Below are 14,716 nucleotides of genomic sequence, written 5' to 3' on the forward strand. Positions count from 1 at the left end.
ACCCTTCTATTGCCGCGCCGATGGTGTCGTGTGTGCATCAGGTGACCGTGACGCTTCGGCTGAATGTTCGACTGATGCGACCGCTGGCAACGTCACGCCGAGCGATCGTGCAATGTCGGGCACTATTCGACGTGTCAGTTCGACGATCATACCTCGTCCGAGCTGAAAGAGCATCTGCTTGGTCTCCTCCGTCTCCTGGCCGAATTCCTGAGAGAGTGTGTGCCAGAGGCTTCGGTCTTTCCGCTTACCCTGCTGCTGATGGACGGATGATGGCTCAGGATAATAATCATAGATGCCTGTGTGGTTCGTTCTCCTGCCTTTCTGTGAGGAGTCCGGCATGACAGGTGATGCATTGGCCCCCGCCGGGTAATAGGGATAGACGCCGTTGCGTTGACGTCGCGTTCCACGTTCGAGGACGCCGAGCGCGTAGCCTGCGCAGACCGCCCCTCCCACGATTAGCCACGGATGTTCCTGGATTCGACGAGCCGGATCGATGGTGTTCGTGGCGTGCTCTATGAATGTGTTGACGCGGGATGTGGTTCGATTGACGATCTGGGTCAGCTGCATCGTAGTCTCCTCCGCGTGATGACGAACACACTGCTCCAACTCATTCAGTTTGTGTGCGATAGCCATTCGCGTGTGTAGAATGTCTTTCAGATCTTGATCGACAGCACTTGCTCTTTGATCCATCGGACGTCTTCCTTTATCGAGTGAAGGGTGCGTCTCGGCCACACACGCAGCGTGGGGCCGAGGGAGACGGCGCTCGAGACGAGCAGGCCTGCCATGAGTGCACAGCAGAGCCCCACCAGCCCATAACTCGCCCACAGCGGGAGGCCCAGGGGACCATGCAGTACGTGCACCACCATCAGGAGCAGCAGCAGGCTAGTCATAAGCGCCATGGCCAGGCCGATGCTGGCTCGCATGATCATGGTAATCACCTTCTGCCGTTCGAGCTGGATTTCGTCACGGGCCAGGCGGACTGTCTGGCCGATCAGTGCCCGCACATCGTCGAGGAGACCCTGCAGCAATGCGGCGACCGATGTCGGGTGGGGATTCTCCATGTGGTGTCCTTCCTAATTCGGTCTGGCGCGGGAGAGGAGATATCCGCAACCGAGCCCAAGCAGGAGGGCCTGCAGCGGATATCGCCGGATGAGCATCTCCACGTCCTCCACGACTCCGCCGAGTCCCTGCTGTCGAATATCGTGTGTGGTATGGGCGTCAGCGTCGACCGGCTTGCTTGCGACGCCTTCGATCGAGTCGCCCGATTGCTTCGCGGCTTGCCCCATGTCGGAGTCTGCGTTCATCCTGCTCTCCTTCTCACACTTCGTGAAAATGGTTATAGTCCGCCCGTGCTAGCTTCAGAGCCTACCGGCGGCTACACCATTGCTGTACTGGGCAAAGCCCTAGTCGTGAGTAGTCTCCGGTTTTCCGTTGCACGGTCAGTGATCGCGTGTGGACCTCTATGCCTTTCGGCACCAGCGGATAGCGCGTTGTGAGACGAAGATCCGGTCTCGTGCGTTTGCTCGGACAGCGAAGGGTGACCAGCTCGCGAGCGTGAGGGAATCGCGTCTGGGAAGGAGCCGCTGCTGCGACTATTTGAAAGCGGCAGTCGCCTCCGCTGAGGAAGGCAGGTATTATATTCACGATAGGCATAGGTGTGGCCGACTGTGTACGCGCACAGTCGGGTAGTACCGCGACCTGTGTGATATGTCCGAGACCGCCGACGGCACACCGTACCGGATCGTGCGGCATACGATGCGACTCCTCTTCACTCTGAGCAGGGTGGTGAAAGGAAGAACCATTGCGGAGCCACTCTTACCCGGGTGGTGGTTGAAGGTGTGGGAAGAGGTCTCGCTCCTCTGTCAGAAAGTGCACGTGGACCGTCTGCATCATGTCTTCGAAGAATTCGTCCAGCGCCTGGTCGTCGTCAGTTTCTGATCCGCGAAGTTCCTCCATCATAGCTCTCACCTCGTCATGCTCCCGCAAGACGTGTGCGACCAGCTCATGCTTCCGGTCGGCGTGCGGTGGGACACGAGCAGTCAAGAGGGCCTCTTCTTTGCGAAAGTGCTCTTCCAGCAACTCGAGGATCTGATCCACCGTGGCTCGACGAGAATCCTGGCTGATTGCGAGATACAGTTGAAACAGCGCGAGAATCTTCCGATGGTCATCGCGCAACGTGCGGATGCCGGTCTCGTTGGTACCTGGTTTCAACTGTGTGTTTGCCATAGGTCAGCCTCCCTGCCGACTCGGTTCAATGCCGGACGTCTGTGTACGAACCTAGCAGGGAGCTGGCGTGACGCAAACTGGGAAGGTCCCTGATCTATGATTCCGTAAAGCCGGGGTACCCGGGGATGAGGTAATACCCCGGAGGCCTGATCGTCGGAGGTCAGCGGATGTGCTGTATCACACGTGGTGCCGAATCAGGACAAGTCACCTGGTAGGTCACAACGGCATCTGTCCGGCGGTGCCGGCAATCACCGTATCCCACAGGGGCCTGTCTGTTGACTGCTGAGCATGTCCCGCGGGTTGCCGTACCGGCACGCTCGCGTATTCAGCGCCGCGACGGGTATCGAGAACGGGCCTTCGAGGCTGTCCCAGATTTGCGGAAACGGAATGTGGAAGGTATCGGGATGCACCGCTTCAGCCATGGCGGTGAAGAACGGGGCCGCACTGCTGATAGGTGGTGGCGATGGTTTGGTTGCGCTCTTGGGACTGGGCGGCGGTGGTGATGGAGGTATCATCAAGAGTCTGCCCGGCGGTCTTGCCAGTCGTGGATTGGCAGCCGACGAAGCGCCAGAAGAGTTGCGTCAGTTGCAAGGCAGATCATCGGTCTCATCATGCCTGTCTCCTCGTCTGAGGTAGAAGATGTTGACGCGTCGGCAAAAACCTTACCCCCGTCTGGAGGTGGTCTCTTCCACGGACTGTTTGGCGGTTTCGACTGTGTCGTCGACAACGTCACGTGCTGTGCGGCCGGCCTGACGCAATGTCTGTTTCCCGCTCGCCACATACTCCTGACCACGTTCCACTGCATGGTCCCACGCAGCTCGGCCTTGTTCGGCTGCCTCATCCAGTTCATCTTTGGCTTTTGATGCGTAGTCGCGAAGCGTCGAACGCAATTCTGGCCCGGATTGAGGTGCAAGCAGCAGTGCGACCCCGGCGCCGATGAGCGCTCCTGCCATGAATGCCGACCAGTTGGATGAATCATCATGGTGCATGAGATGCCCTCCTTTGACTATCTCGGTGGCTGAGATCAATTGCGGCGTGAGCGAGTTCCTGACTCCCAACGACGCGTGGGTCCAGGATAACAGGGGAACGCGAATCTTCCACTAGGCATGACCCTAGTCTGTGACTAAAACGGGAAACGCGTGCTGCGTGAAGCCCTATGTAGGCATGACATAGTGATGGTGGGTTAGAGAGCGAAGCGCTAAGAACAAGTGCGAGGTAAAGGGAGACAACATGGTGGGTGACGAATTGCGGAGGTGGATAGAACGACGATGCAGTGTAGCCCATGGCTCCATCGACATTGATCAGACCGCATGATCGATGTCGGCACTATGGCAACGCGAGGGGCGGACTATGATAGTCCGAGAAACCGGATTGGTAAACGGGCGACTGTGGAGAAAAGAGCGAGGATGATACGGTGGTGCGCCCGACAGGACTTGAACCTGTAACCTTCTGATCCGTAGTCAGATGCTCTATCCATTGAGCTACGGGCGCCCATGACACTTACGAGCCCGCTCGAAGGGGTGTGCCTTCTGAGCGGGCTCACAAGTACAGCGCCGTTATACAGGCTTGAAGGAAGAGCGGTCAAGTCTGTCGAGCAGAGTTATTTGTCAAAACAGACTTCTGCTGATTTCCCCGGACGGCGAACTCTCGTTCCCGCTGTTGTCGTAGGCGGTGACGGAGAACCAATAGGTCGAGCCGAGCGGCAATGTCAGTCGTGTTGAGGTGACATTGCCGACGTCGAACGCCTGGGATCGGACGCCTGAGGCGGTGCCGACGTAGACGCGATACCCTCTAAGATCCGCTTCGGTATTGGCATTCCACGTCACCGTGACTGTACCGGTCGCCGTCCCGGATGGCGGGGGCGGTGGTGGCGTGGTGCTTCCGGTCGGCGAAGGGGGCGGTGGTGGCGGCGGAGTTGTGGTGCCGCCGGCCAAGACGGAGAGGGAGACCGGGATGCGCAAGGTTTGAGAGCCGTTGGGCCCGCTCTCCACAATATAGACGACGCCGGAATAGCTGCCGACATTCATGCTCGCGGTGTTGACGGAGACGGTAATGGGGTCAAGCTCCGTGGTGATGGTCTGGGTGCTGCCGTAGGGTGGGTTCAGGCCAACCCACGATTGGTTGGTACTGATGTAATAGCTGCTCTGCTGCGTGCTGGACTTCTGCAGATTGAACACCCCGGTGGCCGTGTTGCCTTTTGCCGCTGTGAGCGATAGCCCCGCAGGAAACGCTTGCAGCAAGGGCGTCAGTGATCCGGTTGGTGCCGGCGGGGGCGGCGTGGTCGAAGGCGGCGGGGGTGGCGTGGCTGCGGGGGGCGGCGGCGGTGGGGGCGGGGGTGGCGTCGAACCGGCCGCGGTGACTGTGGCCGTGACCGGAATACGCCAGGTCGTCGAGACGCCTGGCCCGGATTGACCGATATAGATCGTGCCGGAATAGGTTCCGGCGGAGAGCCCCATGGTTGCGGTATTGACGGTGACGGTCAGGGTATCCGTCTCCGTGGAAATCGTTTGCGTACTCCCGTACGGCGGATTCAGCCAGATCCAGGACTGATTGGCGCTGATGAAATAGGTGTGCTGCGCCGTGTCCGATTTTTTCAAACTGAGAGTGCCGGTTGCCGTGCCTCCTTGTGCAACGGTGAGGGAGACTGCACTCGGGCTGAATTGAATATTCTGCGCGAGGGCCTGAGACCCTCCGGCGATCAGGTCACAGAACCACAACATCACGATCAGCATCACGATCACGAAATGACCCGACGCATGTCGCCGCACGATGCGTGGTGGATGCTGATTGGGTGTGGTGCGCTGTGACGTCATAATCGATTCTCCCTTAGGTGATCGTCCTGAAATGAAAAAGCCAGTCGCTTGTCTGTGAGCAACAGGTGTGCCACAAAGCGATGATCCGGCGTTCTTCTTAGTTGATTGTCGGGACTGACTCAGCGGAGTTCGGTGAGAATCCCGTCAGGATATTTATCAGAGCCGACCCTAACGGAACACAAGCGAATAGGCAAGTAAAAATTTCACTGAGTGCCCGTACATTACAGAGCCGGATACTTCGTAAAACAGGATCGGTTGGTCGTGATGACTGTATGGTCTCGGCACCTGCGCGCACAAAAGCGAATGTTCATCCGATTCAAAGCAGGAGATTTCCCTAGGGAGTCTCGTGCCAGGTCGGCGGAGCAGTATCTGAAGCGCTCCACGAGCGGAGAAAGTAGTTGACCGGCCTCGACAGGTACGGTATCAGTGGGCGCGCTGTTCCGGCTGTGATACGTAGTCTCGCGCTCATGCGGGGAGCGTATCGGCCCGGACAGGAAGGGAGTGCTGCCGATATGATGCCGTTGCGTATTGTTCTCCTGGCAGTATGTGCATGCCTGTTGGGCTCAGGGCTTGATTCAGCCTGGGCCGAAGTCCCCGTCGCACAGTCTTCTTCCATTTCTCGTATCGATCTGAAGATCACCGAATGGTTCAGCCAGGGGGAAACCATCTGGAGCCACAACGCGTCGGGACTAGATCCGAACCTGGGAAATCCGAGTTCGAAACTCAAATACAAAGACACCGGCACCAATGTAACTGAGATTAACGGGCAGGTGTCCCTCAAGAACAAGATGTTCGTCCGTGGCGCATTCGGGTATGGAGCCATCGGGGGCGGGCGCCTCACCGATGACGATTTTCTCAGCGCGCAAGGGGCAGCATCCCAAGGGGCCACGGTGAGCGGTGAGCACCGGTTCTCCCGAACCTACAGCGACATCGGCGGGGACAACCTCTGGTACTTGAAAGGTGATATCGGCGCGATCGCGCATACGTTTCAGGACAACAGGGGTACTCTGGGGTTGTTTGCTGGATTGCAGTATTGGCGGGAACGTCATGTAGCCACGGGTGTGACGCAGGCGGAATGTACCACGGCTTCGGCGCCGAGTTCGGAGTTCCGCTGTTCCCCTGTCGGCACGGTCGGGTTTCGCAACCAGGCGGTGATCACGAACACGGTCACCTGGGTCTCCGGACGTCTCGGCGGAGAATTGGAATACAAGGTCGATCCGAGGGTGAGTATCGAGGCCAAGGTTGCGGTGCTCCTCTCATATCTGAACAACGAAGATGTGCATCACCTTCGAACAGACCTGGCCCAGGACCCAAGTTTCAGGATGACCGGTTTCGGCGTAGGGACGGATACGGACCTCAACCTGCGAGTCAGGGTTTGGAATCGCCTCTACCTGACCGGTGGGTATCGCGTCTGGTGGAACAGGGTCGTGGCAGGAGATCAGTGGAAGCTCTATGGCTCTGACGGTTCCACCAGCACCGCATCGCTGACGCAATTCCAGACGCTGAGGCATGGACCGACGGTGGGACTCACCTACACCTTCTAATCGCTGTCCGGCATAATCTGCGTTTTACTCTGGCCTACACCTCCGTCGACATGGCTTACAGGCACATCGTTCGTCTCTTGGTCGGACCGACGAGGTGATGGCTGAGAGCCGGAGACCCCTCGGACGAGCGTTTGGGGCCACGTATGCCTTCGCGCTCACCTCTCTCCGCTCCCGCATCCGTGCGCTTCAGCGTGAGCGGGAGGAGCCGGTTTCTTCCTCGTATTCCGCAAAGAGGCGTTTGGCCTCCGGGTGCAGCAGGTAGGGTTGTCCGTAGGGGATACCGGCCGTGCGAAACAGCGGCGTGAGTTTTTCATTCGGATGCAGATACCCGGCGCGCAGAGGCACCGACCGTTTGGTATGACGGATGAGGGAACAGGGCGTCGGACGAATGGCCGTCAGCCAATCTGCGATGTCCTGGGGGTTCCCGATCGAGGCGGAAAGCAGCAGCAGTCGAGCTTGTCCCGGACAGAAGATCAACGTCTCCTCCCAGACTACACCGCGCTCAGGATCCGCCAGGTATTGCGATTCATCCATGATCACCAGGCCCAGGGTGTCCAAGCGCACGTCGATTTCGCCTCCCGCTGCATCGTACAGGAGGTTTCTCAGGATCTCCGTGGTCATGATGAGCAGGGGGGCCTGGGCATGTTCCCGTCGATCGCCGGTGAGGATTCCCACCTGCCCAGGACCGAACAGGCGTGAGAATTCGGTGAATTTCGTATTGGAGAGTGCCTTGAGCGGCGACGTGTAGATCACGGTGCGGTTGTCCTGCATCGCTCGTTTGGTGGCCTCAATGGCCACATAGGTTTTTCCGCTGCCGGTCGGGACGCTCACGACGACATCGGTTTCTGCTAAGCGGGCCAAGGCTTCAACCTGCCATGCGTCCGGCACGAAGGGCTGCGGTGAGGGAACGCCGAGGCCCGACAACCACTCGTGGAGCGAAACCGGTGGCTCATGGTGGCCGTGCTCCTCGGCCTTGTGCGGGCGCTGGGTAGCTTGAGGCGTCACCGGTCGTGTGTGGGATGTAGCCGGTTTGGGCTTCGGGGCCGGCGCAGCCTGTTCGCGAGTCGTTCGTTCTTCAATGAGCGCCAGGAGATCTGACTCCAGTCCGGGGCGATTCTCTGCCGAGGCTTGAAGCAGTAGATCGATGAGCTTTCGTTTGCCGGAGCGGAAATGTCGGCTGATCCGTCCCCGCGCTAGGCGGTGGAGCAGCGCGACCGGTTGCTGCAGCAGCAGTGCTTCAAGTTCGTGCGTCGTCATGAGAACCCCGTGACGCGTGAAACGCGAAGGGGAAGGCGCATGAACCGTCGCGAACAGATGTGCGGGAACGACGTTTCAGGAACGACGAACGACCTCATGGCAGTTCCTCCAGCACGCCCCGACGCATCGCGGCAATGGCCTTCTCGGCTGACTCCGCCAGCGAAGGGTGGGTGCTTTTCAGCGTTTTGAGTTGGGACAAAAATTCGATCGTGCGAGCGAACAGTCGGAACATGTCGCCTTCCGCCATGGTAGTCAATCGAGCGAGACCGATCCAGGTGAGTGTCTGATCCGCGACCCAGCGTTCCGTCAGCGCGGCCACATCAGCGCGCAACATGGGGGGGGATTCATGCGGGGCGAGGCTTTCCGCCAGCTTGCGGACTTGGAACAGCAGGGTGACCAGTCCCGCGCTGCCGCGAGGGAAGGAGCCGGGGCGATCGTCGTCATGCGCAATACTGGCCATCACGGCAGCCAGCAAGGCTGGTTCAATGGCGCCGAAGGCCTCTGCACGGATCAGCTCGGTAATGAGCAGTGAGTGATCGATGCGGATCAGCCGCGCCCACTCTCCGTCCGCTGTGAGTTGCGCCTGGGCGTTGAGGTACCCGAACCGTTCCAGGACATCGATCCGTTCCTGGAAACGATGCCACAAGCTGGTTTGCAGCGCCTGAATCGATTTCATATGTCGTTGGATGTCCTGTCGCACCCGCGAGGCGCGCGGAAAATCGCGTTGGCAGGCTTGACGCGAGGGGCAGGTGGGGCAAGCGAAGTCGCCGAGGGTTTGCACGATGGAACTATCGAGCGGCGTTTCTTCATTCTGGTGCGTCAGGATGGGGAGGATCGGCAGCCTCGGCGGAAGATCGGCGAGGTGATGCGTCAACTGGTCCAGGGACGGCGGGGTACACCAGGGATACGCCGAGGTTTCTTCACACTCGAACGTGCGATCGAAGACTTGGGTGACGATAGAGGCAGGGCATTCGTTCAGTGAGCCGCCTTCCCGTAGGAGGGTGACCATCGGTGCATGTTGTCCCTTGCTGCGATATTGACGAAGGATGATGCCGCGTCCTCGCACCAGCCCCACCACGCGCCCCGGGGTAAGAAAGTGCATTCGGGCTGCGACCTCGGGCGATTCCTGCCTGGCGAACGGGCTGCGGGGTTTTTTCCGTTTACGCGCCTGTTCGAACACGTGCCATTGCGTAATCCAGTCTGAGCAGACGCGCGGGCCGAACGGTTCCATTTCCGCTCGCAGGCCGTCAAGCTTGGTTTCGAGCACCGCTGTGCGTTGATTCAGCTGAAATTGGGCGAAGCTCTTCGCGAGGATCGATTGAATCTGTTCGCGCGGGTGCGCCTTGAGCAGATTCAAGACCATCGGATAGGTGATCACGAATTGACTGTGAATCGCTTCCGGCTGTCCGGTGAGCCCCTTGGTCAGGACCGTGAGATCGATATAGGGAGACGGGGTGATGACCGCGAATCCCACGAGGTCTTTTCCACGGCGGCCGGCGCGGCCGGCCAGCTGTTGAATTTCACTCGCGGTGAGGTCGGTAAAATCGCGCGCTTTGCGGATGCTGGATTGCGTCACAACGACGGTGCGGGCGGGAAAATCCACGCCGGCTGCCAGGGTGGTGGTGGCGAAGACCGCATCGAGCGATCCGGTACGCATCAATTCTTCCACGGCGATTTTCCAAGACGGCAAGTGCCCAGCATGGTGCGCGGCCACGCCGATGCGTTGCACCGTGTCGATCAACGGATGTTCCGCAATGCTGGGATATTGTTCGACGACCTGTGCCAGGACGCGGGCGATCTGTTCTTGTTGGGATTTCGGCAGCGTGACCTGGCTACGCTCGAACGATTGCATCGCTTCGTCGCAGGCCCGTCTCGAGGTGAGAAAGATGATCGCAGGAGTGAGGTGTCGTTGGCGGAGGGTCGCGACGAGATCAACCGGATGGATCGACGGCGGCATGCAGTTTCATTCCCTTTGAAATGACCACCAATCCGGAATCGGTGACTTTGAAACGTTGACGATCCGCGACCCGGTCGAATCCGATCACGGTTTTGGGCGGGATGATGACATCTTTATCGATGATCGCGCGGCGGATCCGGGCGTGTTCACCGATGACCACGTTTTCCATCACGACCGACTCGCGGACGTCGGCATGATCATGGACCCGGACATGGGGCGACAACACGGAGTTTTGGACGCGCCCGCCGGAAATGATGCAGCCTCCGCACACGATCGAGTCCAGGGCCACGCCCATGCGGCCGCCCTGAAAATCCTGGGCGAAGACGAACTTGGCGGGGGGGAATTGTCCCTGGTAGGTGCGGATGGGCCAATGCTGGTCGTACAAATTGAACTGCGGGTCGACCGACACGAGGTCCATATTGGCTTCCCAATACGCGTCGAGCGTGCCGATGTCCCGCCAATAGTTCACGGCTTTTTTGTTCTCGTCCTGAAATTTGTAGGCGTAGACCCGGCATTCGTTGATCATGCGCGGAATAATGTTTTTGCCGAAATCGTGCTTCGTGCCTTCCTTGGCGTCGCGGATCAATTGTTCGCGGACGACATCGGTGCGGAACAAATAGATGCCCATGGAGACGAAGGCCTGAGTCGGATCGCCGGGAATGTGCATCGGATGCTCGGGCTTTTCGTCGAAGCTCAAAATGCGCCGATCTTCGTCCACCGCGATCACGCCGAACCGGTGGGCGTCTGCCAGCGGGGTTTCGATTGCGCCGACGATGGCATCCGCCTGTTTTTCGATCAGGAGGTTGTACATGTCGGCGTAGTTCATCTTGTAGATGTGATCGCCGGCCAGCACCAGAAGAAACTCGGGGTGGTCGTTGTCGAGCAGGAACAGGTTCTGATAGACCGCATCCGCCGTGCCGCGATACCACTCTTCGCTGATGCGCTGTTGGGGCGGAACCGAGACGATGTATTCGCCGAGCTCGGGATTGAGAATATTCCATCCCGTCCGGATATGGCGGTCGAGGGAATGTGATTTGTACTGAATCAGCACGGCCATCTGTCGCAGGCCGGAGTTCAGACAATTACTCAGGGTGAAATCGATGATGCGATATTTTCCGCCGAAGGGAACGGCAGGCTTTGCGCGTTGGTCTGTGAGCGGCTGGAGGCGTTCGCCCTTTCCGCCTGCCAGGACCATCGTGAAGATTTTCGCCATAGCGTGGCCGATTGTAGCAGGACGAACGAGGAATAGAAAGGATGCAGAATGATTGACTTCAACTCGATCTCGGTCGATACTACGATTCAACGCGCAACCCCGACTTCAGGTCGGGCTCACGATGAAGGAGCGGACATGAAGAAGCAAAATGCCCGTCCGGTGGTCATGAAACCTGCGATCGAGGCGGCCAATCCGATGATGGAAATGGTGTGGCGACTCGAGCGATTGGAGCGACAGGTGCAGCGCCTGTCGGAACTCGTCAGAAATCATGCCGAGGACAACGACCGGCTCGTGCGGATCGTGGCGGAAGACCGCGACGTGATCCGGCGCGAACTCTTGCGGAAACACGAACATCGCGTGCGGGTGCGAAAACACCTGCGCGACGTGAGTTCCAAAGTCGGCGTTGAGCAGTAAGCCGTGACCGTCGACGCGACGGTGTGAATTCTGCCTTCGATGGCCAACTTTTCCATCCCTCCCGTCATCGCGCCCACTCCAGCGAGTGTTTCCGTACCGCCGACGATCGAGATTCACGGGATCGTGCGCCGCCACGGGGCGGTCACGGCCGTGGACCGGGTCAGTTTCGAAGTGCGCCGAGGCGAATTCTTTTCCATCCTGGGCCCCAGCGGCGCGGGGAAAACGTCGATACTGCGCATGTTGGCTGGGTTCGAAGACCCCGACGAAGGCGACCTGCGGATCGAGGGACGGTCCATAGTAGGGGTCCCGCCTAACCGCCGGCCGGTCAACCTCGTGTTTCAGTCCTACGCGCTGTTTCCTCATCTCACCGTCATCGACAATGTGGCGTTCGGTTTGAAGATGCGACGGATGCCCGTGAAGCAGATTGAGGAACAGGTCCGGCAGGCGCTTACCATGGTTAAGCTGCTCGGTAAGGAAGCGCGCATGCCCGGGCAATTGTCGGGAGGTGAACAACAGCGGGTAGCGCTCGCCAGGGCGCTGGTCAACAAACCGGCGGTCGTGTTGCTCGACGAGCCGCTGGCGGCGTTGGATCAGCAGCTCCGCCAGGCGATGCAAGTCGAGCTGAAATCCATCCAGGAACAGGCCGGGCTGACCTGCATCTGCGTCACACATCATCAGGAGGAAGCCATGATGATGTCGGATCGTATCGCGGTCATGCATCAAGGGCGCATGTGGCAGGTGGGTAGTCCGCGCGAGGTGTATGCGAAGCCCAAGAGCCTGTTTGTCTCGCGTTTTCTGGGGGTGTCGAACGAGTTGCCCGGCCGATTGGGAGCGCGCGTGGGTGAAGAGCGGCTCTTTCATCCCTCCGAGACCGAACTGCCCTCGTTTGTGTTGTGTGTTCAGGATGGGGAACCGGTGGGTCGCCCCGCCACGTTGTCGCTTCGCCCCGAAGTCCTCCGCATGTCCGCTGAGCGGCCGGCTTCTCCCGGTCCCATGCTACCCGGTCGCGTTGAAAAGATTCTCTTTGCGGGAAGTGATACGAAGTATCTGGTGCGAGTCGGCCGCGAGAGCCTCTGGGAGGCGAGGACGAGCGGAACGGCGACACCCTCCTTCACGTTGGGGGAAGGCATTTTCCTCCAGTGGCACTCCTCCGACGGGCAATTGTTCTTCGAGTGAGCATGCAGACACACGACGCTCGAATGCCTTCCTCGAAGCCGCGAAGTTCATGCCTTTCCTGTTGGCTGGCCGCTCCAGGTTTGGTCTGGATGGCCCTGTTTTTTCTCGTTCCGCTCGGGTTGGTCTTTGCCATCAGTTTTGCGTCGCGCGGCACGTATGGCGGCATCGTGTGGGAGTTCACCACGGCGAATTATGGCGATCTCCTGCATCCGCTCTACGGCAAGATTGTGGCGCAGTCGCTCTGGTATGCGTCGCTCACCACGGCTGGCTGTTTCGTGCTGGGGTTTCCACTAGCCTACGTGATTGCCAGGAGTCCGGCCCGCTGGCAACCGCTGCTGCTGCTCCTGGTGATGTTGCCGTTCTGGACGAACTTTCTCGTGCGCACCTATGCCTGGATGATCCTCCTGCGGCATGACGGTTTGATCAATAGCGTCTTGCTGTCTCTGGGGCTTGTTACGGCTCCGCTGGAGTTGCTCTATACGCCGACGGCAGTCGTGATCGGACTGGTCTATGGGTACCTGCCGTTTATGGTGCTACCCCTGTATGTGGCGGTCGAGAGATTGGATCCGGTTCTGGTGGAAGCTGCGTGGGATCTCTATGCGTCCCGCTGGGCCGTGTTCTCACGAGTGGTGGTGCCGTTGACGATGCCCGGCATCGTCGGGGGATGCGTGCTGGTGTTCATTCCGTCCATCGGTTCGTTTATCACGCCGGACCTGCTGGGCGGGGCGCGCAGCATGATGATCGGCAATCTCATTCAACACGAGTATCTCGTGGTGCGCGACTGGCCGTTGGGCTCCGCCGTGTCGTTTGTTTTGATGGCGGTCGTCATGGCTGCGGTCCTGTTGTACTACCGCTACTCCGACCGATCGGCCGGTCCGGTGGAGGGGTGATGAGGCGCAACGCGATGGGATTACATGCGGTTGGCCTGCTGGCCATCCTTTTTCTGTACGGACCCATCCTGATCCTCGTGCTTTACTCATTTAATGCCGCCCATCTTTCCATGGCCTGGCGGGGAACGACGCTGAAGTGGTATGCCGCCCTTCTGCACGATGAGGCGCTGCTTGAAGCGACGGCCAACAGTCTGGTGATCGCCGTGGTGTCGACCATCGGCGCGACCGGCTTGGGCGGTCTGTTGGCAGTCGGGATGGAGGGCATGCCGCGCCGTCGTCAACAGCTCCTCGAGGGCTCTCTGGTGTTGCCCCTCGTGATTCCTGAGGTGATGATGGGTGTGGCGTTGATGTTGCTTTTCGTGATGGTCAAGATGCCCCTCGGGATCACCACCGTTATTCTTGGGCACATCGTGTTCAACATTCCGCTGGTGACGATCATGATCCGGACGCGGTTGCGCAAACTCGATCCGGCCTTGCGCGAGGCCGCGGCAGATCTGGGCGCCGATGCCTGGCAGATTTTCCGATACGTCACGTTTCCGCTCCTGCGCCCGGCCATCTGGGGGGCAGTTCTGGTGGCCTTCACCGTGTCACTCGATGACTTTCTCGTCACCTTTTTTACGGCGGGGCCCGGCGCGACCACCTTGCCCCTGAAGGTCTATTCGATGATCAAGTCCGGCGTGACGCCTGAAATCAACGCGTTGTCGGCGTTGTTGTTGCTGGTCTCGATGGGATGCGTGGCTCTCTCGCTCCATCTGCAGCGCCGCGAGGTGTGAGTGGTGATGTGGCTCCGGCGTGTCTTCAGCGGCGTGGGACTCCTGGTCCTGGTCGGTCAGCTGTTGGGCTGTGGCCAAGGTGTGGGGGGCGAGTCCGGCGAAGCGAGACCGGTCCTGCACTACTTTACCTGGTCGGACTATGTCGGGCCTGACCTCATCGCGGAGTTTGAACGACGGGAGCAGGTGAAGGTCGTCATCGACACCTTCAGCAGCAATGAAGAGTTGTTGGCCAAGCTTCAAAGCGGCGCCACCGGCTACGATGTGGCGGTCCCATCGGATTTCATGGTGGCGATCATGATTCAACAGGGGCTGCTGCAGGAGTTGGACACCACGGGCATGCCCAACGCCTCGCTGCTGGAGCCACATCTCCAGGCGTTGCCGTTTGATCCGGAGCGGCGGTTTTCAGTGCCGTATCTATGGGGCACGGTGGGGATCGGCTACGATTCCGCCGTG

General features: G+C 59.5%; 16 protein-coding genes and 1 tRNA gene. 6 read left to right on the forward strand and 11 right to left on the reverse strand.

The window, feature by feature from the left end; all coding sequences use genetic code 11:
• Positions 1 to 6: 6 nt before the first annotated feature.
• From JNL86_16085 to JNL86_16120, 8 genes are all read right to left on the reverse strand, one after another.
• On the reverse strand, positions 7 to 567 hold the full coding sequence (locus tag JNL86_16085) for a hypothetical protein (GenBank protein ID MBL8044428.1): 561 nt from the start codon (positions 565 to 567) through the stop codon (positions 7 to 9).
• An 86-nt stretch (positions 568 to 653) separates the two neighbouring features.
• Positions 654 to 1,061 carry a phage holin family protein gene (locus tag JNL86_16090; protein MBL8044429.1) on the reverse strand — a complete coding sequence of 136 codons (408 nt, stop codon included), beginning with the start codon at positions 1,059 to 1,061 and terminating at the stop codon, positions 654 to 656.
• A 12-nt stretch (positions 1,062 to 1,073) separates the two neighbouring features.
• On the reverse strand, positions 1,074 to 1,304 hold the full coding sequence (locus tag JNL86_16095; protein ID MBL8044430.1) for a hypothetical protein: 231 nt from the start codon (positions 1,302 to 1,304) through the stop codon (positions 1,074 to 1,076).
• A 511-nt stretch (positions 1,305 to 1,815) separates the two neighbouring features.
• Positions 1,816 to 2,226, reverse strand: a complete 411-nt coding sequence (locus JNL86_16100; GenBank protein MBL8044431.1) for a hemerythrin domain-containing protein — start codon at positions 2,224 to 2,226, stop codon at positions 1,816 to 1,818.
• A gap of 414 nt (positions 2,227 to 2,640) precedes the next feature.
• Complete coding sequence (locus JNL86_16105; protein MBL8044432.1) at positions 2,641 to 2,817, reverse strand: hypothetical protein; 177 nt, start codon at positions 2,815 to 2,817, stop codon at positions 2,641 to 2,643.
• Positions 2,818 to 2,888: 71 nt separating this feature from the next.
• Positions 2,889 to 3,215, reverse strand: coding sequence for a YtxH domain-containing protein (locus JNL86_16110; GenBank protein MBL8044433.1), 327 nt, complete (start codon positions 3,213 to 3,215; stop codon positions 2,889 to 2,891).
• Between the two features lie 426 nt (positions 3,216 to 3,641).
• Positions 3,642 to 3,717: transfer RNA gene (locus JNL86_16115), tRNA-Arg, on the reverse strand.
• A gap of 116 nt (positions 3,718 to 3,833) precedes the next feature.
• Positions 3,834 to 5,039 carry a hypothetical protein gene (locus JNL86_16120; GenBank protein ID MBL8044434.1) on the reverse strand — a complete coding sequence of 402 codons (1,206 nt, stop codon included), beginning with the start codon at positions 5,037 to 5,039 and terminating at the stop codon, positions 3,834 to 3,836.
• Positions 5,040 to 5,551: 512 nt separating this feature from the next.
• Here JNL86_16120 and JNL86_16125 point away from each other — a divergent pair.
• Positions 5,552 to 6,583, forward strand: a complete 1,032-nt coding sequence (locus JNL86_16125; protein ID MBL8044435.1) for a hypothetical protein — start codon at positions 5,552 to 5,554, stop codon at positions 6,581 to 6,583.
• A 186-nt stretch (positions 6,584 to 6,769) separates the two neighbouring features.
• Here the strand turns inward: JNL86_16125 and JNL86_16130 are convergent, their stop codons facing one another.
• The 3 genes from JNL86_16130 to glgC form a co-directional block, all read right to left on the reverse strand.
• Positions 6,770 to 7,840, reverse strand: coding sequence for a DEAD/DEAH box helicase (locus JNL86_16130; protein MBL8044436.1), 1,071 nt, complete (start codon positions 7,838 to 7,840; stop codon positions 6,770 to 6,772).
• 94 nt (positions 7,841 to 7,934) lie between these two features.
• A complete protein-coding gene (locus JNL86_16135) occupies positions 7,935 to 9,797 on the reverse strand; it encodes a hypothetical protein (GenBank protein MBL8044437.1) in 1,863 nt (620 codons plus the stop codon).
• Positions 9,772 to 11,010, reverse strand: coding sequence for a glucose-1-phosphate adenylyltransferase (gene glgC, locus JNL86_16140; protein MBL8044438.1), 1,239 nt, complete (start codon positions 11,008 to 11,010; stop codon positions 9,772 to 9,774). The genes JNL86_16135 and glgC overlap by 26 nt, the downstream gene beginning before the upstream one ends.
• Positions 11,011 to 11,145: 135 nt before the next feature.
• Between glgC and JNL86_16145 the strand changes: the two genes are divergently transcribed.
• The 5 genes from JNL86_16145 to JNL86_16165 all read left to right on the forward strand — a co-directional run.
• Positions 11,146 to 11,424: a hypothetical protein gene (locus JNL86_16145; protein ID MBL8044439.1), complete on the forward strand. Its 279-nt coding sequence runs from the start codon at positions 11,146 to 11,148 to the stop codon at positions 11,422 to 11,424.
• A 39-nt stretch (positions 11,425 to 11,463) separates the two neighbouring features.
• On the forward strand, positions 11,464 to 12,600 hold the full coding sequence (locus JNL86_16150; protein ID MBL8044440.1) for an ABC transporter ATP-binding protein: 1,137 nt from the start codon (positions 11,464 to 11,466) through the stop codon (positions 12,598 to 12,600).
• A gap of 89 nt (positions 12,601 to 12,689) precedes the next feature.
• A complete protein-coding gene (locus tag JNL86_16155; GenBank protein MBL8044441.1) occupies positions 12,690 to 13,490 on the forward strand; it encodes an ABC transporter permease in 801 nt (266 codons plus the stop codon).
• Positions 13,490 to 14,263: an ABC transporter permease gene (locus tag JNL86_16160; GenBank protein ID MBL8044442.1), complete on the forward strand. Its 774-nt coding sequence runs from the start codon at positions 13,490 to 13,492 to the stop codon at positions 14,261 to 14,263. The genes JNL86_16155 and JNL86_16160 overlap by 1 nt, the downstream gene beginning before the upstream one ends.
• A 6-nt stretch (positions 14,264 to 14,269) precedes the next feature.
• The coding region (locus JNL86_16165) for a hypothetical protein (GenBank protein ID MBL8044443.1) at positions 14,270 to 14,716 on the forward strand (447 nt) is incomplete at its 3' end.

The sequence above is a fragment of the Nitrospira sp. genome, from assembly GCA_016788885.1.
In the GTDB taxonomy this organism is placed as follows: Bacteria; Nitrospirota; Nitrospiria; order Nitrospirales; family Nitrospiraceae; genus Nitrospira_A.

Bases quoted from the DNA above. Each gene is read 5' to 3' on its own strand.
- JNL86_16085 (MBL8044428.1), bottom strand. From the start codon at position 567: ATGCAGCTGACCCAGATCGTCAATCGAACCACATCCCGCGTCAACACA.
- JNL86_16090 (MBL8044429.1), bottom strand. From the start codon at position 1,061: ATGGAGAATCCCCACCCGACATCGGTCGCCGCATTGCTGCAGGGTCTC.
- JNL86_16095 (MBL8044430.1), bottom strand. From the start codon at position 1,304: ATGAACGCAGACTCCGACATGGGGCAAGCCGCGAAGCAATCGGGCGAC.
- JNL86_16100 (MBL8044431.1), bottom strand. From the start codon at position 2,226: ATGGCAAACACACAGTTGAAACCAGGTACCAACGAGACCGGCATCCGC.
- JNL86_16110 (MBL8044433.1), bottom strand. From the start codon at position 3,215: ATGCACCATGATGATTCATCCAACTGGTCGGCATTCATGGCAGGAGCG.
- JNL86_16120 (MBL8044434.1), bottom strand. From the start codon at position 5,039: ATGACGTCACAGCGCACCACACCCAATCAGCATCCACCACGCATCGTG.
- JNL86_16125 (MBL8044435.1), top strand. From the start codon at position 5,552: ATGATGCCGTTGCGTATTGTTCTCCTGGCAGTATGTGCATGCCTGTTG.
- JNL86_16130 (MBL8044436.1), bottom strand. From the start codon at position 7,840: ATGACGACGCACGAACTTGAAGCACTGCTGCTGCAGCAACCGGTCGCG.
- JNL86_16135 (MBL8044437.1), bottom strand. From the start codon at position 9,797: ATGCCGCCGTCGATCCATCCGGTTGATCTCGTCGCGACCCTCCGCCAA.
- glgC (MBL8044438.1), bottom strand. From the start codon at position 11,010: ATGGCGAAAATCTTCACGATGGTCCTGGCAGGCGGAAAGGGCGAACGC.
- JNL86_16145 (MBL8044439.1), top strand. From the start codon at position 11,146: ATGAAGAAGCAAAATGCCCGTCCGGTGGTCATGAAACCTGCGATCGAG.
- JNL86_16150 (MBL8044440.1), top strand. From the start codon at position 11,464: ATGGCCAACTTTTCCATCCCTCCCGTCATCGCGCCCACTCCAGCGAGT.
- JNL86_16155 (MBL8044441.1), top strand. From the start codon at position 12,690: ATGGCCCTGTTTTTTCTCGTTCCGCTCGGGTTGGTCTTTGCCATCAGT.
- JNL86_16160 (MBL8044442.1), top strand. From the start codon at position 13,490: ATGAGGCGCAACGCGATGGGATTACATGCGGTTGGCCTGCTGGCCATC.